The sequence below is a fragment of the Streptomyces caelestis genome, assembly GCF_014205255.1.
Lineage (GTDB): Bacteria > Actinomycetota > Actinomycetes > Streptomycetales > Streptomycetaceae > Streptomyces > Streptomyces caelestis.
In genome coordinates this window covers 3,790,699-3,812,508 of the sequence record NZ_JACHNE010000001.1, presented here as the reverse complement: position 1 = coordinate 3,812,508, position 21,810 = coordinate 3,790,699, and the positions used below count along the sequence as shown (strand labels likewise).

Genomic DNA, 21,810 nt, shown 5'->3' with positions numbered 1-21,810 from the left:
TCGGTGTCCCCCACAGCTGACGTATCCGCCGTGCACAAGGCAAACTGGCGTGGTTGCTCAGGAGGCCTAGGGGGACTGCATGGACGGTGTACCGGACGGTGTACCGCGCGTACCGGAGCAGCGGCGTTCCGACTCCTCGGCGGAGCCGCCGAAGTCGGCGGAGGCGGGGAGTTCGGCGGAGTCGGGGAAGCCGGGGGGATCGGCGGCGCGGGCTGTGCTGCGCTTCGGCGTGCTCGGACCGGTGCGCGCCTGGCGCGGCGACGAGCCGCTCACCACCGGTTCCCCCCAGCAGCGGGCCCTGCTCGCCGCCCTGCTGCTGCGCGAGGGCCGTACGGCCACGGCCGCGGAGCTGATCGACGCCCTGTGGGGCGAGGAACCGCCCTCGCAGGCCCTGGCGGCGGTGCGGACGTACGCCTCCCGTCTGCGCAAGGTGCTGGACCCCGGTGTGCTGGTCAGCGAATCCGGCGGATACGCGATACGGGGCCTCGGTGACGGCGCACTGGACCTCGCCGTCGCCCAGGACCTGGCGACCGAGGCGGAGAAGGCCAGGTCGGCCGGCGACCTCTGCCACGCCCGTGAGGTGCTGCGGCGGGCCCTCGCCCTGTGGGACGGGGAGACCCTGGCCGGCCTGCCCGGCCCGTACGCGGAGACACAGCGCGTCCGCCTGGAGGAGTGGCGGCTCCAGCTCGTCGAATCCCGCCTGGACATGGATCTGGAGCAGGGCTGCCACGCGGAGGCGGTCTCGGAGCTCACCGCCCTCACCGCGGCCCACCCGCTCCGCGAGCGGCTGCGCGAACTGCTGATGCTGGCGCTGTACCGCAGCGGCCGCCAGGCCGAGGCCCTCGCGGTGTACGCCGACACTCGTCGGCTGCTCGCCGACGAACTGGGTGTGGACCCGCGCCCCGGCCTCAGCGAACTGCAACAGCGCATCCTCCAGGCCGACCCGGGTCTTGCCGAGCCCTCCTCCCCGGCCCCCGAGCCCGCCTCGGTCCCGGTCCGCCCGGCACAGCTGCCGGCGACGGTGCCGGACTTCACCGGCCGCTCCGGCTTCGTCCGCGAGCTCGGCGACATCCTGGCCTCGGCCGAGAACCGGGTCATGGCGGTCTCGGCCCTGGCCGGCATCGGCGGCGTGGGCAAGACGACCCTCGCGGTGCACGTGGCCCACCAGGCGCGCGGGGCGTTCCCGGACGGGCAGCTGTACGTCGACCTCCAGGGCGCGGGCGCCCGGGCGGCGGAGCCGGAGACGGTCCTGGGCTCGTTCCTGCGCGCCCTCGGCACGGCCGACACGGCGATCCCCGACTCCCTGGAGGAACGCGCGGCGCTGTACCGCTCGGTCCTGGCCGGCCGCCGCGTCCTGGTCCTGCTGGACAACGCCCGCGACGCCGCCCAGGTACGCCCCCTGCTGCCCGGCACGGACGGCTGCGCCGCGCTGGTCACCTCACGGGTGCGGATGGTGGACCTGGCGGGCGCCCACCTGATCGACCTGGACGTGATGGCGCCGGACGAGGCGCTGGCGCTGTTCACGAAGATCGTGGGCGAGGAAAGGGTGGCGTCCGAGCGGAAGGCCGCCCTGGACGTGGTCGCGGCCTGCGGCTTCCTGCCGCTCGCGATCCGCATCGCGGCCTCCCGCCTGGCGGCCCGCCGTACCTGGACGGTGTCGGTCCTCGCGGCGAAGCTCGCCGACGAGCGCCGCCGCCTGGACGAACTCCAGGCCGGCGACCTGGCGGTGAAGGCCACCTTCGAGCTGGGCTACGGCCAGCTGGAGCCCGCCCAGGCCCGCGCCTTCCGCCTGCTGGGCCTGGCCGACGGCCCGGACATCTCCCTCCCGGCCGCGGCGGCGATCCTGGACCTGCCGGTCGAGGACACGGAGGACCTCCTGGAGTCCCTCGTCGACACCTCCCTCCTCGAATCGGCGGCCCCCGGCCGCTACCGCTTCCACGACCTCGTCCGGCTCTACGCGCGTGCTTGTGCGGAAAGGGACGAGCAGCCGCCGAGCGAGCGGGCGGCGGCCCTGTCGCGGTTGCTGGACTTCTATCTGGCGTCGGCGGCCGGGGTGTACGCGATCGAGCGCCCTGGTGACGGGCTGGTGGACCATCTGGAGCCGACCTCGTATCCGGGGCTGCGGTTCGAGAACCGGCACACGGCACAGGACTGGCTGTACGCGGAGGCCATCTGCCTCCTCGCGTGCGTGCGGCAGTCCGCGGGGCATCCGGACACCCTCCCCCGGGCGATCGACCTGCTGTGGGCCGCGCACGACCTCTCCGAGTCGGGAGCCAACTCCAGGGAGTACGAGGCGACGGCCCAGGCACTCCTGGAAGCGGCACGGCAGTTCGGCCTCGCACGGTCGGAGGCCCGGGCGCTCACGACGCTCGTCAACGTCCACCACGTCGGCGGCCGCTTCGAGCGGGCGGACCAGGAGGCGGAACGGGTCATCGTCCTCGCTCAGGAGGCCGACGACCTGCTTCCCGTCTGCTGGGCCCGCAACGCGCGCGGCATCATCGCGCTCTACCAGAACCGGCACGAGGACGGCGAGGAACACCTCTCCCGGGCCATCGAGCACTTCCGGGCCCTGGGCAACCGCCCCGGCGAGGCCTCCGCGCTCTGCAACCTCTCCCGGATCCACCTCGCGACCGGGCGCACCCAGAGCGCCGTCGAGCTGGCCCAGGAGGGCATCGACATCTACGACGCCATGGGCAACTCCATGCGCGGGGCGAACGCCCGCTACGCCCTCGGCCTCGCCCTCACCCAGAGCGGTGAACTGGGCGAAGCGGCCGACCGGCTCCAGGAGGCACTGGAGGTGTTCCGCGACAGCAGGCAGCGCCTCTGGGAGGGCATGAGCCTGTTCCGACTGGCCGAGGTGGATCTCGCCGCCCGGCGCTCGGCGCAGGCCGCCGCCAACGCCGAGATGGCACTCACCGTGCTGCGCGGCATCGGCGGGGATTGGCGGCGGGGCAACGTCCTGACCGTCCTCGGCCGCGCGCTCAGCGGCATAGGACAGACCGGCCGGGCCCAGGTCTGCTGGCAGGAAGCGGCGGCGATCTACGAGGAGTTGGGCTCACCCGAGGCCGCCGAGGTGCGGGCGCTGCTGTCGCCGGCACGAGCGGCCTGAGGCCGCGTGGCACACGCGTTCATCATTCGTTTATCGCTCCCCGCCATGCTTGAAGCAGTCGATCCGTCGCGTCGGGGGGCAGACGGGTCACTGCGCAGGGCCTCGCACCGCCTAGGTGAGCGGCCCAGGCGGGCCCGCCCGGTCACCCTCGGGGGAGTGACCGGGCGGGCCCGCCGACCTCACAGCTTGATCCATGCCAAGGGGAGTTGACGATCATGGGCGACGAGCTCAAGCCGCAGGACCTGCACGCCACGGGCGGCACGGACGGCGAGGCCTCGACGGAGGACCTGCACGCCACGGAAGAGGGCACCGTGAAGAAGCAGGACCTGCACGCGACCGACGAGCCGCTCGAGACCAAGGACCTCCACGCCACGTCGGAGCCGTTCAAGCCGACGAAGTAAGCCATCTCGATACGGGGTTCGGCCGCGGCGGCGCGGAGGGGGAGCCGTCGCGGCCGATGCTTTGCAGCGCAGTTTTCGCGTCAATCCGAGGCTCGAAACATTTGTTTCTCTCGAAAATCTGTCCTCTGTCGTTACCGTACCTTGCGTTCTCAAGTTCCGATCAAGGAGTCCCTCGTGACCCTGACGAAGAAGATCGTCGCCACCGTCGCCTTGGTGCTTGGTACCACTGTTGCTGGCACTGCACCCGCCCTGGCTGACACGCACATCAGCGTGACTCCTCAGGACACGCACATCAGCGTGACTCCTCAGGACACGCACATCAGCTAGTCCAGCCCAACTGGTTACGGGTGACGAGCGGGGCCGGCTCGACTCGGCCCCGCCGTACTTGCTACGGCGAGCACTGCTTCTCTCTGTCGCTGTCGTTGGCCGACAGCTCACATTCTTACTGGGGAACCCGGACTCCGCTTTGGGTTGAAATTTCTGTGTCACGGACGATCTAAGGGCCGTCGACCGCCCATCCCCGCGCCTGCCTTCGCCCAGTGCGTCCAGGGGAGCGGCGCGACAGGTTTGCATCTGGATTGCTGGCCTCGTTACGAGGCTGGTCGACCAATGACCCGTGACACCTCACGCCCAACTCCGGGCCCGTGCGCTGCTACAGCGCAGTGCAGGGGACATACCTGCGAACGGCTGCAGTGCGAGTTCGAAACGACGAGCTCTTCTGCGTCCTCCTGGATGCTGGTGGATAGCGCCGCCCGTCTGTGCCTGGTGGACGCCTGTATCGATCGGTAGCAGAGTGAACCGCTGGCCGGGCGACTGGCCTTCGCCGGCCATTCCCTTACCGTCTCATAGCTGACGCTCCGTCAGATCGGCGCTACCGTGAGCGCCATGGACACCCACGAGAGCACGTTCCCCCTGATCATCTCCGTGGACGACCACACGGTGGAGCCCGCGACCGTCTGGCAGGACCGGCTCCCTGAGAAGTACCGGGGCGCCGGGCCCCGGATCGTCCGTGCGCCCGTCAAGGAGATGACCTTCCTCGGCGGGCGCTTCAAGCCGGTCATGGGCGCGCCCGGGGACGACGGTCCCGTCGGTGACTGGTGGGTCTACGAGGACCTCCGCCGGCCCCTGACCCGGCTCGACACCGCCGTCGGGTACGACAGGGACGAGATACGCCTGGAGGTCATCACCTACGAGCAGATGCGGCCGGGCTCGTACGACGTCCCGGCCCGGCTCGCCGACATGGACGTCAACCACGTCCAGTCCGCCGTCTGTTTCCCGACGTTCCCGCGTTTCTGCGGCCAGACCTTCACCGAGGCGAAGGATCACGAGCTGGGGCTGCTCTGCGTCCGTGCCTACAACGACTGGATGGTGGAGGAGTGGTGCGGGCCCGAGGCGCAGGGCCGGCTCATCCCGCTCACCCTGATCCCTCTCTGGGACCCCGAGCTGGCCGCCGCGGAGGTCCGGCGCAACGCCGCCCGCGGGGTCCGTGCCGTCGCCTTCTCCGAGATCCCGCCGTACCTCGGGCTCCCCTCCATCCACACCGACGACTGGGACCCCTTCCTCGCCGCCTGCGACGAGACCGGCACGGTCGTGGCCATGCACATCGGCAGCAGCAGCCGGATGCCCTCCACCTCCGCCGACGCCCCGCCCGCCGTCGGCTCCACCATCACCTTCGCCAACTGCTGCTTCTCGATGGTCGACTGGCTGATGAGCGGCAAGTTCGAGCAGTTCCCGAACCTCAAGGTCATGTACGCGGAGGGGCAGATCGGCTGGATCCCCTACATCCTGGAGCGCGCCGACGTCGTGTGGGAGGAGAACCGCGGCTGGGGCGGCGTCGCCGACAAGGTGCACCGGCCGCCGTCCGAGCTGTTCGCCGAGCACGTCTACGGCTGCTTCTTCGACGACGCCTTCGGGCTGCGCAACCTGGACGCGATCGGTCTGGACAACGTGCTCTACGAGACCGACTACCCCCACTCCGACTCCACCTGGCCCAAGTCCCGCGAGGTCGGCGAGGCGCAGATGGGGCACCTGGATCCCGAGGTGGTGGAGCGGATCGTGCGGCGGAACGCGATCGAGCTGCTGGGGCTGACCGACGACGGGCTCTGGGACGGGCCGCGGTGAGCCTGGCCTGCGGGATCCAGCTCCCGGTCCAGTCCCAGAGCACCCTCTACGCCGAACCCTGGGAAGCCGCCGCCGGACCCGAGGACCTCCTCGCCGTCGCCCGCGCCGCCGACCGCGCCGGGTTCGCCTACCTGGCGTGCTGCGACCACGTCGCCATCCCGCGCCGCCTCGCGTCCGCGATGAGCACGGTCTGGTACGACCCGGTGGCCACCCTCGCCTTCCTCGCGGCGGCCACCGAGCGGACCCGGCTGCTCAGCCACGTCGCCGTGGTGGGGCTGCGGCATCCGCTGCTCAGCGCCAAGCAGTACGCCACCCTCGACCACCTGTCGGGCGGCCGGCTGATCCTCGGGGTCGGGGCCGGGCATGTGCGCGAGGAGTTCGAGGCGCTGGGGGCCGACTTCGAGCGGCGCGGGGCCGTGCTGGACGAGTCGATCGACGCCCTGCGCGCCGCCCTCGGGCCGGAGGAGTTCCCCGAACACCACGGCAAGCTGTACGACTTCGAGGGACTCGGGCAGCGGCCCCGCCCGGCGCAGGACCGGGTCCCCCTCTGGGTCGGCGGGTCCTCGCCCGCCGCCCTGCGACGGGCCGCGCTCAAGGGCGACGGCTGGCTGCCGCAGGGCGACCCGAGGGACGTGCTGCCGGAGCGCATCGCGCGGATACGGCGGCTCAGGGAAGAGGCCGAGACCGAGGGGCCGTTCAGCGTCGGCGCCATCGCCGAGCCCCTGTACGTCGGGACGCCGGGCTGGGACGTCGGGCGGCGGACGGTCAGCGGGCCCGCCGACGCCATCGCCGAGTCGTTGCGGGCTTATCGCGCGATGGGGGCGGACCAGGTCCAGGTGCGGTTTCGCAGCCGCAGCCGGGACGAACTCGTCGGGCAGATCGAGCAGTTCGGGGAGGCAGTCGCGCCGCTGCTGTCATGAGCCGTACCCGAGTCAGCCGTCAGATGTCTCGTAACGACGCGGAGTCCACCGCGTCCACCTCGCGAAGGGGACTGCCATGGGCAAGCTCGACGGACGGGTCGTCATCATCACCGGCGCCGCGCGCGGCCAGGGCGAGCAGGAAGCCAGGCTGTTCACGGCGGAGGGCGCCCGGGTGGTCGTCGCGGACGTCCTCGACGGCCGGGGCGAGGCCCTCGCGAAGGAGATCGGTGCCCGGTACGTCCATCTCGACGTCGGCCGGGAGGACGACTGGCGGACGGCCGTCGCCGCCGCCAAGGACGCGTACGGCCGGGTCGACGGGCTCGTCAACAACGCCGGCATCCTGCGCTGCGACTCCCTCCTCGACACACCCCTCGACGAGTTCATGCGCGTCGTCCAGGTCAACCAGGTCGGCTGCTTCCTCGGCATCAGGGCCGTTGCCCCCGAGCTGGCCGACGGGGGCACGATCGTCAACACCGCCTCGTACACCGGCCTGACCGGGATGGCGGGGGTGGGCGCGTACGCGGCGAGCAAGCACGCCGTGGTCGGCCTGACCCGGGTGGCCGCGCTGGAGCTGGCGGGGCGGGGGATACGCGTCAACGCCGTCTGCCCGGGCGCCATCGACACCGCGATGTCCAACCCGGCCCGGCTGGATCCGGACGCCGACCCGGAGGAGGCCGCCAGGGGGCTCGACCGGCTGTACCGCAAGCTCGTGCCGCTGGGGCGGGTCGGGCAGCCGGAGGAGGTGGCGCGGCTCGCCCTGTTCCTGTCCTGCGACGACTCCTCCTACATCACCGGGCAGCCGTTCGTGATCGACGGCGGGTGGCTGGCGGGCGTGAGCGTCATCTGACTCCTCCGCGAGCGGTCTGACGACCCGTCAGCTATTGACGCTCCCGGGGAGCGGTGGAACAGTCGGAGCCATGTATCTGACGAACCGTCAGAAATGACCGTGGGGCGGTGAATCTCCTTGGAATTCGGGGTCTTCGTACAGGGATACGTCGGCAAACGGGCCGAGACCGACCCGCTCGCCGAACACAAGGCGCTGATGGAGGAGACCGAGTACGTCATCCAGGCGGACAAGTCGGGCTTCAAGTACGCCTGGGCCTCCGAGCACCACTTCCTCGATGAGTACTCGCACCTCTCCGCCAACGACGTCTTCCTCGGGTACCTGGCACACGCCACGGAGCGGATCCACCTGGGCTCGGGCATCTTCAACCCGCTCGCCCCCGTCAACCATCCCGTGAAGGTCGCCGAGAAGGTCGCCATGCTCGACCATCTCAGCGAGGGGCGGTTCGAGTTCGGCAGCGGGCGGGGTGCCGGCTCGCACGAGATCCTGGGCTTCATGCCGGGGGTGACCGACATGAACCACACCAAGGAGATCTGGGAAGAGACCATCGCCGAGTTCCCCAAGATGTGGCTCCAGGACGAGTACGCCGGCTTCCAGGGCAAGCACTGGTCGCTGCCGCCGAGGAAGGTCCTGCCGAAGCCGTACGGCGGCTCGCACCCGGCGATGTGGTACGCGGCCGGGTCGCCGCCGTCGTACGCCATGGCCGCGCGGAAGGGGCTCGGCGTCCTCGGCTTCAGCGTGCAGAAGGTCTCCGACATGGAGTGGGTGCTGGACCAGTACAAGACGGCGATCGTGGACGCCGAGCCGGTGGGTGACTTCGTCAACGACAACGTGATGGTGACGACCACGGCGATCTGCGCGCCTACGCACGAGGAGGCGGTGCGGATCGCGGCGAACGGGCAGCTGCACTATCTGCCGTCGCTGGTGTTCCGGTACCACGACACGTTTCCGCGGCCCGAGGGGTTTCCGGTGTGGCCGGAGACGCTGCCGGAGTACACCGAGGAGTTGGTGGAGGTCCTCATCGAGGAGGAGCTGCTGATCTGCGGGGATCCGGACGAGGTGCTCACGCAGTGCAAGCGGTGGGAGCAGGCGGGGGCCGATCAGTTGAGTTTCGGGCTGCCGGTGGGGGTGCCGAAGGAGGAGACGCTTCAGACGATTCGGCTGGTCGGGGAGCATGTGATTCCGAAGATCGATACGGATCCTGTGCATCGGACTTCGCGGTTCCGGCAGGGGGCCTGAGCGTTCGTTGGCGGGTGCGGGTGTTTCGTGGCTGGTCGCGCAGTTCCCCGCGCCCCTGGAGGGACATACCGCTCAAGGAGTTGAGGGTTCATGCTCGATCACGTCATCAAGGGTGCGGCTGTCGTGGACGGGACCGGTGCACCCGCCTATACCGCCGACGTGGGGATACGGGACGGGCGTGTCGCCGTCATCGGTGAAGTGACTCAGGAGGCGCGCACAAGCGAGGACGCCACCGGCCTCATCCTCACCCCCGGCTTCGTGGACCCCCACACCCACTACGACGCCCAGCTCTTCTGGGATCCGTACGCCACGCCCTCCCTCAACCACGGGGTCACCACCGTCGCCGGGGGGAACTGCGGGTTCACTCTCGCGCCGCTGCACCCGGACCGGCCCGAGGACGCCGATTACACGCGGCGGATGATGTCGAAGGTCGAGGGCATGGCGCTGGTGGCGTTGGAGGAGGGGGCGCCCTGGACCTGGCATTCCTTCGGGGAGTACCTGGACGCCCTGGAGGGGCGGATCGCCGTCAACGCCGGGTTCATGGTGGGGCACTGTGCGCTGCGGCGGTACGTGATGGGGCCGCAGGCCATCGGCGGGCAGCCGACCGGGGAGCAACTGGCGGCGATGGTCCGGCTGTTGCGGGAGTCCATGGACGCCGGGGCCTGGGGGCTGTCCACCACCCAGTCGACCAGCCACTCGGACGGCGACGGGAAACCGGTCGCCTCCCGGCACGCCGGGCCGGCCGAGCTGCTGGCGCTGTCGCGGGCCGTCGGGGAGCACGAGGGCACGCAGATCGAGGCGATCGTCGCGGGCTGTCTCGATCAGTTCAGCGACGCGGAGATCGACCTGTTCGTCGAGATGAGCGCGGTGGCGGGGCGGCCGTTGAACTGGAACGTCCTGACGATCGACGCGGCCGTGCCCGAGCGGGTGCCCCGGCAGCTCCTGGCGAGCGAGCAGGCGCGGAAGGCGGGCGGCCGGGTCGTGGCGCTGACCATGCCGATCCTCACGCCGATGAACATGTCGCTGGGGACCTTCTGTGCGCTGAACCTCATCCCCGGGTGGGGGCCGGTTCTCGGGCTGCCCGTGCCCGAGCGGATCGAGAAGCTGCGCGACCCGGACGTACGGGACGGGATGCTGCGGCGCGCCCATTCCAAGGAGGCGGGCGTCTTCCGGCGGCTGGCGAACTTCGGGCGGTACGTCATCGGCGACACCTACAGCGAGGCGAACGCCGGGCTGACCGGGCGCGTGGTCGAGGACATCGCCGAGGAGCGCGGCCAGGAGCCCTTCGCGTGCCTGGTGGAGATCTGCGCCAACGACGAGCTGCGCACGGTGCTGTGGCCGATGCCGCCCGACAACGATCCGGCGTCCTGGGCGCTGCGGGCGGAGACCTGGCAGCACGAGGACGTGCTGCTCGGCGGGTCCGACGCGGGCGCGCACCTGGACCGGATGTGCGGGGCGCCGTACACGACCCGGTTCCTCGGGGACTGTCTGCGCGGCCGGAAGCTGGCCGGTCTGGAGCAGGCCGTGAAGATGCTGACCGACGACCCCGCCCGGCTCTTCGGCCTGCGGGAGCGGGGGCGGGTGCGGGAGGGCTGGCATGCGGACCTCGTCCTGTTCGACCCGGAGCGGATCGACGCGGGCCCGGCCACCCTGGTGCACGACCTGCCGGGTGACAGCCCGCGGCTGGACTCCCGGGCGCTGGGCGTGCGGGCCGTGTGGGTCAACGGGGTCGAGGCGATCCGCGACGACGTGGTGACGGGTGCCGTGCCGGGGCGCGTGCTGCGTTCCGGCCAGGACACGGAGACGGTGAGCACCAGGTGATGGCACGACAGGCGCTGTTCGTCGGAGGCTCCTGGGTGGAGCCGGACGGCGGGCACTACGAGGTGGTCGACCCGGCGACCGAGCAGACCGTCGGGTGGGCGCCGGAGGCCTCGCGGGATCAGGTGCACGCGGCCTGCGCCGCGGCCCGCGAGGCCTTCGGGCCGTGGTCGGCCACGCCTCCGGAGGAGCGGGCGGCGGTCCTCGCCCGCGCCGCGGACATCATCCGGGAGCGTCTCGTGCCGTACGCCGAGCTGGCCCGGGCGGAGACCGGCGCGACCACGCGTACCGCACGCGGCATGCAGGTGGGGGTCGCCGCCGCCCGCTTCCGGCGCTACGCGCGCGTGGAGCCCGCCGAGTGGGCGATCCCGCCGCAGATCAACGAGGCCGGGCCGATGGGGCGGGCGGGCGTCATGGGCGCACTCGCCGTCCGCCAGCCCGTCGGCGTCGTCACCTGCATCACCTCGTACAACAACCCCTGGGCCAACCCGGCCGGCAAGATCGCCCCCGCCCTGGCCATGGGCAACACGGTCGTGGTGAAGCCGGCACCCCAGGATCCGCTGTCGGTCTACCGGATGGCGGAGGCGCTGGAGGCCGCCGGTGTGCCGCCCGGCGTGGTGAACGTGGTCAGCGGTGCACGGACCGAGGTCGGTGAGGCGGCCGTGGCCTCACAGGACGTCGACATGGTCAGCTTCACCGGTTCCACGGCGGTCGGGCAGCGCATCGCCGAGGTGTGCGGGCGCGACATGAAACGGCAGTTGATGGAGCTCGGCGGCAAAGGCGCGGCGGTCGTCCTCGACGACGCCGACATCGGCTCGGCCGTGTCCGGCATCGGCACCACCTTCTCGTTCTACAGCGGGCAGATCTGCACGGCACCGACACGGGTGCTGGCGCAGCGGGGCATCTACGACCGCCTGGTCGAGCAACTGGCCGCGTATGCCCGCCGATTGAAGGTTGGCGACCCCCGCGAGCCGGACACGGTCGTCGGGCCGGTGATCTCGGCGGCACACCGGGACCGGGTGGAGTCGTACGTCGAACTGGGCCGGAAGGAAGGCGCGGTGGTCGTCACGGGCGGCGAACGCCCGGGCCTGCCGACCGGCTTCTACGTCTCCCCGGCCCTCCTCGCCGACTGCACCAACGACATGCGCGTGGCCCGCGAGGAGATCTTCGGCCCGGTGGTGGTCGTCATCCCCTTCGACGACGAGGAGGAGGGCGTGGCCCTGGCCGACGACACCGACTACGGCCTCATCGACTACGTCTGGTCGGCCGACGTGGCCAGGGCCTTCCGGGTGGCCCGGCGCCTGCGCGCCGGCGGCGTCGGCATCAACACCGTGGGCCGCAACATGGAGGCCCCCTTCGGCGGCTTCAAGAAGAGCGGCGTCGGCAGGGACGTCGGCTCGTACGCCCTGCACGCGTACAGCGAGGTGCAGGCCATCGTCTGGCCGGGCTGAGGGCCGTGCGGCACGGGGCCGTCAGTCGGCCAGATCGACCCGCACCGTCAGGAGTTGCGTCCCGAACGCCCGCACCCCCAGGCCGTTGAACCGGGGCAGCCGGCGCAGCCGCGCCACGGGGTCGTCGTCCGGGAGCAGGTGCGCGGTTCCCGTGTGCCAGCGCCCGCGGATCCGTACCCGTACCCGAGGATCGGCCTTGATGTTGCGCACGTACTGCGACCGTTCGCCGAACTCCGACACCAGCCAGAAGGAGTCGGCGACGCGGCGGCCGCCCACCGGTGTGCGGCGCGGCAGGCCCGAGACGCGGCCCTTCGTCTCCAGGACGCTCTGGAGGGGGAGGCGGCGCATCAGCGGGTTGACGCGGCGCTGGAAGGCCGTGGCGGCGCGGAACCTCAGGTCGGTGAGGCGGGACATCGTCGGGGATCTCCTTCACACGAAGCTCTCACGGTTTCTGCAATGGTTCCTGCTTCAATGATCCCTGACGCGGCGGGACGAGAGCGGGTGGCTGCGGATGCGGATCGTGACGTGGAACCTGTGGTGGCGCTTCGGGCCCTGGCAGGCGCGGCAGAAGGCGATTCTCACGGCTCTGAGGGAGTTGCGCCCCGATGTCGTGGGCCTTCAGGAGGTGTGGGCCGCCGACGGCGAGAACCTCGCCGAGTGGCTGGCCGGTGAGCTGGGCCTGCACTGCGCCTGGGCCGCCTCGCCCGCCCCGGAGCGCTGGCGGCGGCGGATCGGGGACCCCACGGTGGACATAGGCAACGCCGTGCTCAGCAGATGGCCGGTCGTGGACCAAGACGTGCTGGCGCTGCCCGCCCCGGCGGACACGGACGACGGCCGGCTGGCCCTCTACGCCCGCCTGGCCGGCCCCGGCCACGACATCCCCTTCTTCACCACCCACTTCGCCTCCGCCCCGGACGCCTCCGCGGTCCGCTGCGGCCAGGTCGCCGCGCTCGCCGGGTTCGTCGCCCGGCACCGCGGCGGCACCCCGTTCCCGCCCGTCGTCACCGGTGACCTCAACGCCTGGCCCGACTCCGACGAGATCCGCCGCCTCGGCGGCTACAAGACCGCCCCGGCCGTGCCCGGTCAGGTCCTCCTCGACGCCTGGGAGTACGCCGACCCGGCCGCCCCCTCCGCCACCTGGGACGCGGCGAACCCGTACGTGGCGCCGACCCACGAGCCGAGCGTGCGCATCGACTACATCCACGTGGGCCCGCCCGGCCCCGGCGGACTCGGCCACGTACGGGGCGTCCGGCGGGCGTGCGACGGCCCGGTGGACGGGGTGTGGCCCTCGGACCACGCGGCGGTCGTCGCCGACCTGGCGCAGGGGCCGGACCCCGACCGCGGCTGAGGTCACCTCATCCCGTACCGCGCCCCAGGAAGACCGGGTTCGTGAACGCCGCCGGCACACCCGGCACCGGACCCGCCGCCGCCTCGTGCCGCAGTTCCGCCCGTACGTACGCCGCGTACGACGGGGTCGTCCGCCACTCGACGACACCCGAGCCGGACACCGGCAGCGGGGCGCTGGTGTGCAGCACGCCCTGGTCGGTGACGAAGCGGACCGTGCAGCGCGGGGCACCCGTGACCTTCAGGCGGACGGTGACCGGGGTGTCGCGGTCCACGCGCAGCCGCTCACCGATGCCCGCGTGTTCGCCGCGCGCACCGGACGCCCGGAACGACAGCTCGACCTTGGCGGACTCGGCGATGTACGACCGTCCCGCCCGGATGCCCTCCTGGATCGCCTGGCGGGTCAGGTCGTCGGCCAGGACGACCGTCTGGGGGCGCCCGACGGCGTCCGGGTCGCGGTGGGCGTCGCTGCTGCCCATCGCCGGGATCCAGTCGCGCCCGTCCCGTACGGAGGCCACCAGCATGCTGTCCCAGTCGGCGAGGGCCACCTCGTCGTCGGGCGTGTAGGGACCGTTCCACACCTCGATCGCGTCCGCCTCGCCGAAGCCGAACTTCCAGTTGCAGCCGACGCACGTGGCGTGCGGGTGGGCCGGGACGACCAGGCCTCCGGCGCGGCGGATCTGGCGGGCGAACCGGGCGAAGCGGTTGTCGCGGGCCCGGTAGCGCCAGTCGACGAAGGTGCCCGGGTCGGTGCCGAGCGCGACGACGTGACCGTTGCGCGTGGTGACCTCCTCGCCCAGCATGACCAGCAGGTCGTCCCCGGCCACGTCCGACCAGTGCGCGTGCGCGGAGTGCGTGTTGTGCTCGGAGGAGTTGATGAAGTCCAGCCCCGCCGCCCGCGCCAGCGCACCGATCTCGGCGGGGGTGCGGCGGCCGTCGGAGTACCAGGAGTGCAGATGGCAGTCACCCCGGTACCAGGCCCGGCCCCGGCCCCTGGCCCGGTCCGGCGGGTACACCGGCCGGACGGCCTCGCCCGGCTCGCCGTACGTCAGCGTGATCGTGATCTCGTACGACAGGCCCTGCGGGGCGACCGTGTACGGGCCGAGCGCGATGTGCCAGGTGCCCTCGCGCACCGGCCCCGGGATGTAACCGGGCGTCGCCTCGTCCGCGCGGATGAAGAACTCGGTGCGCGCCCCGCCCGACCAGCCCCGGAACCCGCGACCGCCGAGCTCGGTGCCGCGCTCGTCGAAGATGCCGATGTCGAGGGCGTTGCCGGTCGTGCCGGCCGGGACGGACGGGCGGTCGTACGCGTAGGCGACCTTGATCTCCCGGACACCGGCCGGGACCTCGACCGGCACGTACACGAAGTCGGGAGAGCCGGGCGGCAGGGTGCCGCGCACCGTTCTGCTCTCCTGGTCCCCGTCGGCCGCTGAAGCGAAGCTCACGCTCCCCAACGTAAGCGCGGCGGCCGCTCCCGTCACGAACAGAGCGCGCCGGCCGAGCCCGCCGTGGTTGTCCTCGCACATGCTGCTGCTCCCCAGGTGTCGTCGGTGACAAGGCATGGGTGGTGCGGGGGTGGTGCGTGCAACCTTTGTATTCAGCCGTGAACCGGCGTGTAAGGGAAGGGAATCCGACGGCGGGAAACAGCCGAACAGGCCGCGTAGGCGGGGACAGACCGAGGACCGGAGAGTATCCCGACTGGTCGGTATGGACAGCCGCCTCTCCCTCGGGTAGAGATGGGTCATGCGCATCGCCGTAACGATCTTCCTCACCGACGAGACGATCACCCCGACCCGGCTCGCACGTGAGCTGGAGGACCGGGGCTTCGCCGGGCTGTATCTGCCCGAGCACACGCACATCCCCGTCGAGCGGACCACCCCGTACCCGGCGGGCGGCGAGCTGCCGCGGGAGTACGGCCGTACCCTCGACCCGTTCGTGGCGCTCGGCCAGGCCGCCGCCGTCACCGAGCGGCTCGGGCTCGGCACGGGCATCACGCTCGTCGCCCAGCACGACCCGATCGCCCTGGCCAAGCAGGTCGCGACCCTGGACCACCTCTCAGGCGGCCGGTTCACGCTCGGGCTCGGCTTCGGCTGGAACGTCGAGGAGGCCGCCGACCACGGCGTACGGTGGCGCACCCGGCGCGAGCTGGTGCGGGACCGGATGGCGCTGATGCGGGCGCTGTGGTCGGAGGAACCCGTCGCGTACGAGGGGGAGTTCGGAAGCGTCCGGGCCAGCTACGCGCACCCCAAGCCCGTCCAGAAGCCGCGCGGCCCGGTCGTCGGCCCGCGCACGCTCGTCGGCGGCGCCGCCGGGCCCAAGCTGTTCTCCCACATCTGCCAGTACGCCGACGGCTGGCTCCCCATCGGTGGCCGGGGCCTTTCCGAGTCCCTGCCGCTGCTGCGCGCCGCCTGGGCCGAAGCGGGCCGCGACCCCCAGGCCCTCCAGGTCGTCCCGTACGCCGTCCACCCGACCCCGGGCAAGCTCGCGCACTACGCCGACCTGGGCATCGAGGAGGTCGTGGCGCAACTGCCGCCGGCGGGGGAGGCGGAGATTCTGAAGGCGCTGGACGGGCTGACGGGATATCTTCCTGGTACCTGACAACTCAACGGGAAACAGGGGGAGAGCACAGCGTCATGAGGATCGCCTGGTTAGCGTGGCTCGCGCGTCACTTCGGCGAATACGGCTACAGCCAAGGGCTGCTGCCCGCCGCGATCGGCACGTCGGCCGTGCTCGTGACCGCCGCACTGGTCTGGCTCTCCCTGCACCGCCACCGGCCCCTCGCCGTGGTCCTCAGCGGTCTCGTGTCCGCCCTGGGCATCGGGTGGCTGGCCTTCCACTGACGGGGCCCGGCCCAGTTGATCAGCGCGATCGTATGCTCGAAGGATGACGACTTCCGCGACCTCCGGAACCGGCCCCACCGAGAACTCCATGCGTCGCGCCCTGAAACGGGCCAGGGACGGCGTCTCCCTCGACGTCACCGAGGCGGCCGTCCTGCTCCAGGCCCGGGGTGCGCACCTGGAGGACCTGGCGGCCTCGGCCGCCCGGGTGCGCGACGCGGGTCTGGAGGCGGCCGGCCGGCCCGGCGTCATCACGTACTCCAAGAGCGTCTTCATCCCGCTGACCCGGCTGTGCCGGGACAAGTGCCACTACTGCACGTTCGTCACCGTCCCCGGCAAGCTGCGCCGGGAGGGCCACGGGATGTTCATGTCCCCCGACGAGGTCCTGGACATCGCCCGCAAGGGCGCCGCCCTGGGCTGCAAGGAAGCCCTCATCACCCTCGGCGACAAGCCCGAGGACCGCTGGCCTCAGGCGCGCGAGTGGCTCGACGCGCACGGCTACGACGACACCATCGCCTACGTCCGCGCCATCTCCGTCCGCATCCTGGAGGAGACGGGCCTGCTGCCCCATCTGAACCCGGGCGTGATGTCCTGGACCGACTTCCAGCGCCTCAAGCCCGTCGCGCCCAGCATGGGCATGATGCTGGAGACCACCGCGACCCGCCTCTGGTCGGAGCCGGGCGGCCCCCACCACGGCTCCCCCGACAAGGAGCCCGCCGTCCGCCTGCGCGTCCTGGAGGACGCCGGCCGCTCCTCCGTCCCCTTCACCTCCGGGCTGCTCATAGGCATCGGCGAGACCTACGAGGAGCGCGCGGAGTCCCTGTTCGCGCTGCGCAAGGTCTCGCGCGCCTACCACGGCGTCCAGGAACTGATCATCCAGAACTTCCGCGCCAAGCCGGACACCGCGATGCGCGGCATGCCCGACGCGGAACTGGACGAACTGGTCGCCACGGTAGCCGTCGCCCGGCTCCTCATGGGTCCTTCGGGCTGTATCCAGGCACCGCCCAACCTCGTCGACGACGAGTACGAGCGGCTGATCGGCGCCGGCATCGACGACTGGGGCGGGGTGTCCCCGCTGACCATCGACCACGTCAACCCCGAGCGCCCCTGGCCGCAGATCGACCAGCTCGCCGAGAAGTCCCGCGCGGCCGGTTTCGAACTGCGCGAACGCCTCTGTGTGTACCCAGAGTTCGTGCGGCGCGGCGAGCCCTGGCTGGACCCGCGGCTGCGTCCGCACGTGGCGGCGCTGGCCGACCCGGAGACCGGCCTGGCCCGTCCCGAGGCCCTTCCGCAGGGCCTGCCGTGGCAGGAGCCGGAGGAGGTCTTCGTCGCGTCCGGCCGCACGGACCTGCACTCCTCGATCGACAGCGAGGGCCGCAGCTCGGACCGCCGGGACGACTTCGACGAGGTGTACGGCGACTGGGGCGCCCTGCGCGAGGCGGCCGCCCCGGGCATGGCGCCCGAGCGCATCGACACCGACGTACGGCAGGCCCTGCGCACCGCGGCCGACGACCCCACCAAGCTCACCGACGACGAGGCGCTGGCACTGCTGCACGCGGACGGCCCGGCCCTGGACGCCCTCGCGCGGATCGCCGACGACGTCCGCAGGTCGGCCGTCGGCGACGACGTCACCTACATCGTCACGCGCAACATCAACTTCACCAACGTCTGCTACACCGGCTGCCGTTTCTGCGCCTTCGCGCAGCGCCGCACGGACGCCGACGCCTACACCCTCTCCCTGGACCAGGTCGCCGACCGGGCCCAGCAGGCCTGGGACGTCGGCGCGGTGGAGGTCTGCATGCAGGGCGGCATCCACCCGGACCTGCCCGGCACGGCCTACTTCGACATCGCGCGGGCGGTGAAGGAACGCGTCCCCGGCATGCACGTGCACGCCTTCTCGCCGATGGAGGTCGTCAACGGCGCGACCCGCACCGGCATGTCCATCCGCGAGTGGCTGTCCGCCGCCAGGGAAGCCGGCCTGGACACCATCCCGGGCACGGCCGCCGAGATCCTCGACGACGAGGTCCGCTGGATCCTCACCAAGGGCAAGCTGCCCGCGGCGGACTGGATCGAGGTCGTCACGACGGCCCACGAACTGGGCATCCGGTCGAGCTCGACGATGATGTACGGGCATGTGGACCAGCCCCGCCACTGGCTCGGGCACCTGCGCACCCTCGCCGGCATCCAGCAGCGCACCGGCGGCTTCACCGAGTTCGTGACGCTGCCGTTCGTGCACACCAACGCGCCCGTGTATCTCGCGGGGATCGCCCGCCCCGGCCCGACCATGCGCGACAACCGCGCGGTCACGGCCATGGCCCGGCTCCTGCTGCACCCGCACATCCCCAACATCCAGACCAGCTGGGTCAAGCTGGGCACCGAGGGCGCGGCCGAGATGCTCCGCTCGGGCGCCAACGACCTCGGCGGGACCCTCATGGAGGAGACGATCTCCCGCATGGCGGGCTCCTCCTACGGCTCGTACAAGTCGGTCAAGGACCTCATCGCGGTGGCCGACGCCGCGGGCCGCCCGGCGAAGCCCCGCAACACCCTCTACGGGGAGGTCCCGGAGGAGCGGCAGCGGGCGGCGGAGGTGTCCGACGGGCATCTGCCGGAGTTGCTGCCGGTTCTTGACTGAGGGGTCTACCGGCCCCCGGCGTCCGCCGGCTGCTGTGCCGTCACGGCACGGTCGGGCGCGGCGCCGGGGCTCTTCGGCGGTGGGAGAGCCGTGCCCCGGCCCAGCCAGAGCAGGAGCAGGCCGAGGGTGCAGGCGATCGCCGGCCAGTAGACGTAGCGGAAGTCCGTCGCGGGCATGATCGGCAGATAACCGAGGATGTAGGCCGCCGAGCTGATGCCCAGCGCCCGGACCGGCATCGAGAACCGGCCCTTGCCCGGGCGGACCGCCAGCACCAGCGCGACGGCGAGCCAGAACCACCCGCGGAACAGCCACCGCACGTCCGTCACCATGCCGTTGACGTACGTGCCGAGCATGTCCTCCAGCCGGGGATGCGCCACCTCGATGCCCAGGTCGTTGCGGCTGACCCCCGCTTTGTACGGATCGTCGGTCTCGAACAGCAGAGTCGCGAAGAGCCGCAGCCGGTACTGGAGATAGCCCGGCACATGCCCGCTCATCTCGCGCAGCCACAGGGACGTGATCTCCCCCGAGTCCCCGCGCAGCCCGTCCGCCGGGCGTTCGTAGCAGGCCCAGTAGGCGTCCGACAGGGCCCCGACGCGCTCGCACTCCTGCGCGGAGGCCACGAGCCGGTCCCTGAGACCGGGTGGCACGTCCGCCGTCCGGAGCTCGTCCACCTCCAGTACATGGACCAGGTCGTCGAGCATGATCTGTGCGGCCTGTTTCGTCTCGAGAGGCCGCGCGAACAGGGAGATGGCGGCGGTCGGTACGACGAGAGCGGCCACGAGCGCCGCCGTGCACGTCACCCACGTACGGCGTCCGGGAGCGCGCCACAGTGCGAGGACCAGCATGACGTAGACGGGGAGCGCGGCGAAGAAGACGTTCTTGCGCACCAGCATGGCGTACGCGAGGAACAGCACGCCCAGCCAGAGCAGCCCCCACCGCACGGCGGGACGAGGAGGCCGGTGGTGCCGCAGCCGCAGCCCGGTGAGCGCGACCGCGCACGCGGCGAGCAGTGCGACCGCCGCGTGGACGTCCTTCCACACCACCCCGACGAACGTCAGCACGAAGGGAGCCAGACCGAGGCCGAGTACGGCGAGCGAACCGCCGCGGCTCGCGGTCAGCTCCCAGACGCACCAGGCCAGCACCCAGAGCGCTCCCCAGAAGAGAACGGCCTGGAGGATCACCATGGACGCGATCGAGCCGGTCACCGCGATGAGCGCACGCCACACCAGGCTCAGCACGGGCGGGTGCCAGTCGGTCAGGGGCGTCTTCCCCTCGGCCTGCCGGAGCTGGTCGAGGCTGTCGGGACTCAGGTAGCCGGGGGCGAACACCACGATCGTGCCCAGGCAGCAGACCGCGGCGATGCCGGCCAGCCCCCAGACCCAGCGCTGCGCACGCGGCGCCCAAGGCATTTGTCCCATATGCCGGATATTAGCGGGTCGCCGGATGCTGACGGCTCAGGGTGCGACGAAGACGTAACGCCGGTAGGCGTAGAAGCGGAACAGGGTCGCGAGCATCCAGCCGAAGATGCGGGCGGTGTTGTCGCTGAGGGCCGAGTCGAGCCCGAGCAGCTGCCGGGACGCGAAGACCGTGCCCGCGGTGATGGCGAGACCGACGCCGTTCGCGACGAGGAACAGGCCCAGTTCGTGGGCCACCTTCTCGCGGTGCTGGTGCCGGTAGGTCCAGTAGCGGTTCCCGGCCCAGCTGAACAGCGCGGCGGCGCTCGTCGCGACGACGGACGCCTGGACGGGAGTGGCCCCCATCGGCCCGCCCTCCGCGCCGCCGGGCAGCCCGAAGACCAGCAGGTTGTAACCGCCGTTGTCCACGACGAAGGCCAGGGCCCCGACGGCGGAGAACTTGGCGGCCTCGCGCCAGATGCCCCGTACGGCATCACGGACGGGACGTGTCACAGAGGCGAGAACCGGCACAGAGCGAGCGTAACCACTCGGCGCGCCCCCACCTCATGGACGCGCTTATATCCCATGATTTACCCCATATCAGACACAGACTCAGTTGAGGAGCGGGAGTGGTCGTGGAACCGACGATCGCGTGTGTCGTGCCGTGCCACAACGAGGAGGCGGCCGTCGCCAAGGTGGTCCGCGATCTGCGCGCGGCCCTCCCCGAGGCCGTCGTCTACGTCTACGACAACGCCTCCACCGACCGCACCGCGGAGGTCGCCCGCGCGGCGGGCGCGATCGTCCGGCAGGAGCCCCGCAAGGGCAAGGGCAACGTCATCCGCCGCGCCTTCGCCGATGTCGACGCCGACGCCGTGATCATCATCGACGGCGACGACACCTACGACGCCTCGCGCGCCCGGGACATGGTCGACCTGCTCTTCGAAGGGCCGTACGACCAGGTCGTCGGCGCCCGCCGGGTGACGGACGACGGCGCCTACCGGACCGGGCACGCGGTCGGCAACAAACTGCTCACCGGGGCGGTGCGGTCCCTGTTCGGCAACGACGTGACCGACATGCTCAGCGGCTACCGGGTCTTCTCGCGCCGCTTCGTGAAGTCCTTTCCGGCGCTGGCCCGGGAGTTCGAGACCGAGACCGAGATGACGATCCACGCCCTCCACCTCCGTCTCCCCACGGCCGAGGTGGTCGTGGACTACCGGGTCCGGCCCGCCGGCGGCGAGAGCAAACTGCGCACCTACCGGGACGGCTGGCGCATCCTGCGGGTCATCCTCGACCTGGCGCGCCGTGAGCGTCCCTCCCTCGTCCACACCGTGATCGCCGGCATCCTGGCCCTGATCTCGGTCATCCTCGGCGCCCCCGTCATCGCCGACTTCGTCCGCACGGGCACGGTGCCCCGCGTCCCCACGGCGATCCTCGCCGCCGCGATCATGACCATCGCCGCGCTCGTCCTGCTCGTGGGCTACATCCTCGAGTCGCTCACCCACATGCGGCAGGAGCAGACCCGGCTCGTGCACCTCTCCTACCCGGCCCCCGTCCGCACCCCGCGCTACACCACCCACGGAGCCGGCACCGGCCCCGTTCCCGTCCCCGTCCGGAAAACCATGGACGGCCCCTGAGCCGCCTGGGGAGCAACGCTCTCGCAGTACGATGATCGGAACCCCCGTTCTGCGGGGTCCCGTGAC

The 21,810-nt window shown here is 71.5% G+C and carries 18 protein-coding genes; 14 read left to right on the top strand and 4 right to left on the bottom strand.

Going from position 1 to position 21,810, the window contains the following annotated elements; all coding sequences use genetic code 11:
* Positions 1-79: 79 nt before the first annotated feature.
* The 9 genes from afsR to HDA41_RS17130 all read left to right on the top strand — a co-directional run bounded on the left by afsR (position 80) and on the right by HDA41_RS17130 (position 11,903).
* Positions 80-3,109, top strand: coding sequence for an SARP-family global regulator AfsR (gene afsR / locus HDA41_RS17170; protein WP_184984907.1), 3,030 nt, complete (start codon positions 80-82; stop codon positions 3,107-3,109).
* A 215-nt stretch (positions 3,110-3,324) separates the two neighbouring features.
* Positions 3,325-3,510, top strand: coding sequence for a hypothetical protein (locus HDA41_RS17165; protein ID WP_184984905.1), 186 nt, complete (start codon positions 3,325-3,327; stop codon positions 3,508-3,510).
* A 174-nt stretch (positions 3,511-3,684) separates the two neighbouring features.
* A complete protein-coding gene (locus HDA41_RS17160; RefSeq protein ID WP_184984903.1) occupies positions 3,685-3,837 on the top strand; it encodes a hypothetical protein in 153 nt (50 codons plus the stop codon).
* Positions 3,838-4,395: 558 nt separating this feature from the next.
* Complete coding sequence (locus HDA41_RS17155) at positions 4,396-5,631, top strand: amidohydrolase family protein (RefSeq protein WP_184984901.1); 1,236 nt, start codon at positions 4,396-4,398, stop codon at positions 5,629-5,631.
* Between the two features lie 2 nt (positions 5,632-5,633).
* Entirely contained in the window at positions 5,634-6,551 is a 918-nt protein-coding gene (locus HDA41_RS17150) for a TIGR03619 family F420-dependent LLM class oxidoreductase (RefSeq protein ID WP_184993475.1), read from the top strand.
* A 76-nt stretch (positions 6,552-6,627) separates the two neighbouring features.
* A complete protein-coding gene (locus HDA41_RS17145) occupies positions 6,628-7,398 on the top strand; it encodes an SDR family NAD(P)-dependent oxidoreductase (protein WP_184984899.1) in 771 nt (256 codons plus the stop codon).
* Positions 7,399-7,515: 117 nt separating this feature from the next.
* Positions 7,516-8,634, top strand: a complete 1,119-nt coding sequence (locus HDA41_RS17140) for an LLM class flavin-dependent oxidoreductase (protein WP_184984897.1) — start codon at positions 7,516-7,518, stop codon at positions 8,632-8,634.
* A gap of 90 nt (positions 8,635-8,724) precedes the next feature.
* Positions 8,725-10,455: an N-acyl-D-amino-acid deacylase family protein gene (locus HDA41_RS17135; RefSeq protein ID WP_184984896.1), complete on the top strand. Its 1,731-nt coding sequence runs from the start codon at positions 8,725-8,727 to the stop codon at positions 10,453-10,455.
* The gene (locus tag HDA41_RS17130) at positions 10,455-11,903 is read left to right on the top strand and encodes an aldehyde dehydrogenase family protein (protein ID WP_184984894.1); all 1,449 of its coding nucleotides are present in this window, start codon (positions 10,455-10,457) and stop codon (positions 11,901-11,903) included. Before HDA41_RS17135 ends, HDA41_RS17130 begins: the two co-directional genes overlap by 1 nt.
* A 21-nt stretch (positions 11,904-11,924) precedes the next feature.
* On the opposite strand, the gene HDA41_RS17125 is transcribed toward HDA41_RS17130, so the two are convergent.
* A complete protein-coding gene (locus tag HDA41_RS17125) occupies positions 11,925-12,317 on the bottom strand; it encodes a nitroreductase/quinone reductase family protein (protein WP_184984892.1) in 393 nt (130 codons plus the stop codon).
* A 97-nt stretch (positions 12,318-12,414) separates the two neighbouring features.
* Here HDA41_RS17125 and HDA41_RS17120 point away from each other — a divergent pair, with 97 nt between their 5' ends.
* A complete protein-coding gene (locus tag HDA41_RS17120) occupies positions 12,415-13,251 on the top strand; it encodes an endonuclease/exonuclease/phosphatase family protein (protein ID WP_184984890.1) in 837 nt (278 codons plus the stop codon).
* A 7-nt stretch (positions 13,252-13,258) separates the two neighbouring features.
* On the opposite strand, the gene HDA41_RS17115 is transcribed toward HDA41_RS17120, so the two are convergent.
* Entirely contained in the window at positions 13,259-14,773 is a 1,515-nt protein-coding gene (locus HDA41_RS17115; RefSeq protein ID WP_184984888.1) for a CehA/McbA family metallohydrolase, read from the bottom strand.
* 217 nt (positions 14,774-14,990) lie between these two features.
* Here HDA41_RS17115 and HDA41_RS17110 point away from each other — a divergent pair, with 217 nt between their 5' ends.
* The 3 genes from HDA41_RS17110 to HDA41_RS17100 are packed head-to-tail and all read left to right on the top strand — an operon-like array spanning position 14,991 to position 18,716.
* Positions 14,991-15,845, top strand: coding sequence for an LLM class F420-dependent oxidoreductase (locus tag HDA41_RS17110; protein ID WP_184984886.1), 855 nt, complete (start codon positions 14,991-14,993; stop codon positions 15,843-15,845).
* A gap of 35 nt (positions 15,846-15,880) precedes the next feature.
* Positions 15,881-16,087: a hypothetical protein gene (locus HDA41_RS17105; RefSeq protein WP_184984884.1), complete on the top strand. Its 207-nt coding sequence runs from the start codon at positions 15,881-15,883 to the stop codon at positions 16,085-16,087.
* 43 nt (positions 16,088-16,130) lie between these two features.
* On the top strand, positions 16,131-18,716 hold the full coding sequence (locus HDA41_RS17100) for a bifunctional FO biosynthesis protein CofGH (RefSeq protein ID WP_184984882.1): 2,586 nt from the start codon (positions 16,131-16,133) through the stop codon (positions 18,714-18,716).
* 5 nt (positions 18,717-18,721) lie between these two features.
* On the opposite strand, the gene HDA41_RS17095 is transcribed toward HDA41_RS17100, so the two are convergent.
* Both HDA41_RS17095 and HDA41_RS17090 read right to left on the bottom strand, forming a co-directional pair.
* Complete coding sequence (locus HDA41_RS17095; protein WP_184984880.1) at positions 18,722-20,134, bottom strand: hypothetical protein; 1,413 nt, start codon at positions 20,132-20,134, stop codon at positions 18,722-18,724.
* Positions 20,135-20,170: 36 nt separating this feature from the next.
* Positions 20,171-20,623 carry a GtrA family protein gene (locus HDA41_RS17090; protein ID WP_184984878.1) on the bottom strand — a complete coding sequence of 151 codons (453 nt, stop codon included), beginning with the start codon at positions 20,621-20,623 and terminating at the stop codon, positions 20,171-20,173.
* A 116-nt stretch (positions 20,624-20,739) separates the two neighbouring features.
* Between HDA41_RS17090 and HDA41_RS17085 the strand changes: the two genes are divergently transcribed.
* Positions 20,740-21,744: a glycosyltransferase family 2 protein gene (locus tag HDA41_RS17085; RefSeq protein ID WP_184984876.1), complete on the top strand. Its 1,005-nt coding sequence runs from the start codon at positions 20,740-20,742 to the stop codon at positions 21,742-21,744.
* Positions 21,745-21,810 lie beyond the last annotated feature (66 nt).

Excerpts from the sequence above, each read along its gene's own strand:
- afsR (WP_184984907.1), top strand. The coding sequence starts at position 80 with ATGGACGGTGTACCGGACGGTGTACCGCGCGTACCGGAGCAGCGGCGT.
- HDA41_RS17165 (WP_184984905.1), top strand. The coding sequence starts at position 3,325 with ATGGGCGACGAGCTCAAGCCGCAGGACCTGCACGCCACGGGCGGCACG.
- HDA41_RS17155 (WP_184984901.1), top strand. The coding sequence starts at position 4,396 with ATGGACACCCACGAGAGCACGTTCCCCCTGATCATCTCCGTGGACGAC.
- HDA41_RS17145 (WP_184984899.1), top strand. The coding sequence starts at position 6,628 with ATGGGCAAGCTCGACGGACGGGTCGTCATCATCACCGGCGCCGCGCGC.
- HDA41_RS17135 (WP_184984896.1), top strand. The coding sequence starts at position 8,725 with ATGCTCGATCACGTCATCAAGGGTGCGGCTGTCGTGGACGGGACCGGT.
- HDA41_RS17130 (WP_184984894.1), top strand. The coding sequence starts at position 10,455 with ATGGCACGACAGGCGCTGTTCGTCGGAGGCTCCTGGGTGGAGCCGGAC.
- HDA41_RS17125 (WP_184984892.1), bottom strand. The coding sequence starts at position 12,317 with ATGTCCCGCCTCACCGACCTGAGGTTCCGCGCCGCCACGGCCTTCCAG.
- HDA41_RS17120 (WP_184984890.1), top strand. The coding sequence starts at position 12,415 with ATGCGGATCGTGACGTGGAACCTGTGGTGGCGCTTCGGGCCCTGGCAG.
- HDA41_RS17115 (WP_184984888.1), bottom strand. The coding sequence starts at position 14,773 with ATGTGCGAGGACAACCACGGCGGGCTCGGCCGGCGCGCTCTGTTCGTG.
- HDA41_RS17110 (WP_184984886.1), top strand. The coding sequence starts at position 14,991 with ATGCGCATCGCCGTAACGATCTTCCTCACCGACGAGACGATCACCCCG.
- HDA41_RS17105 (WP_184984884.1), top strand. The coding sequence starts at position 15,881 with ATGAGGATCGCCTGGTTAGCGTGGCTCGCGCGTCACTTCGGCGAATAC.
- HDA41_RS17100 (WP_184984882.1), top strand. The coding sequence starts at position 16,131 with ATGACGACTTCCGCGACCTCCGGAACCGGCCCCACCGAGAACTCCATG.
- HDA41_RS17095 (WP_184984880.1), bottom strand. The coding sequence starts at position 20,134 with ATGGGACAAATGCCTTGGGCGCCGCGTGCGCAGCGCTGGGTCTGGGGG.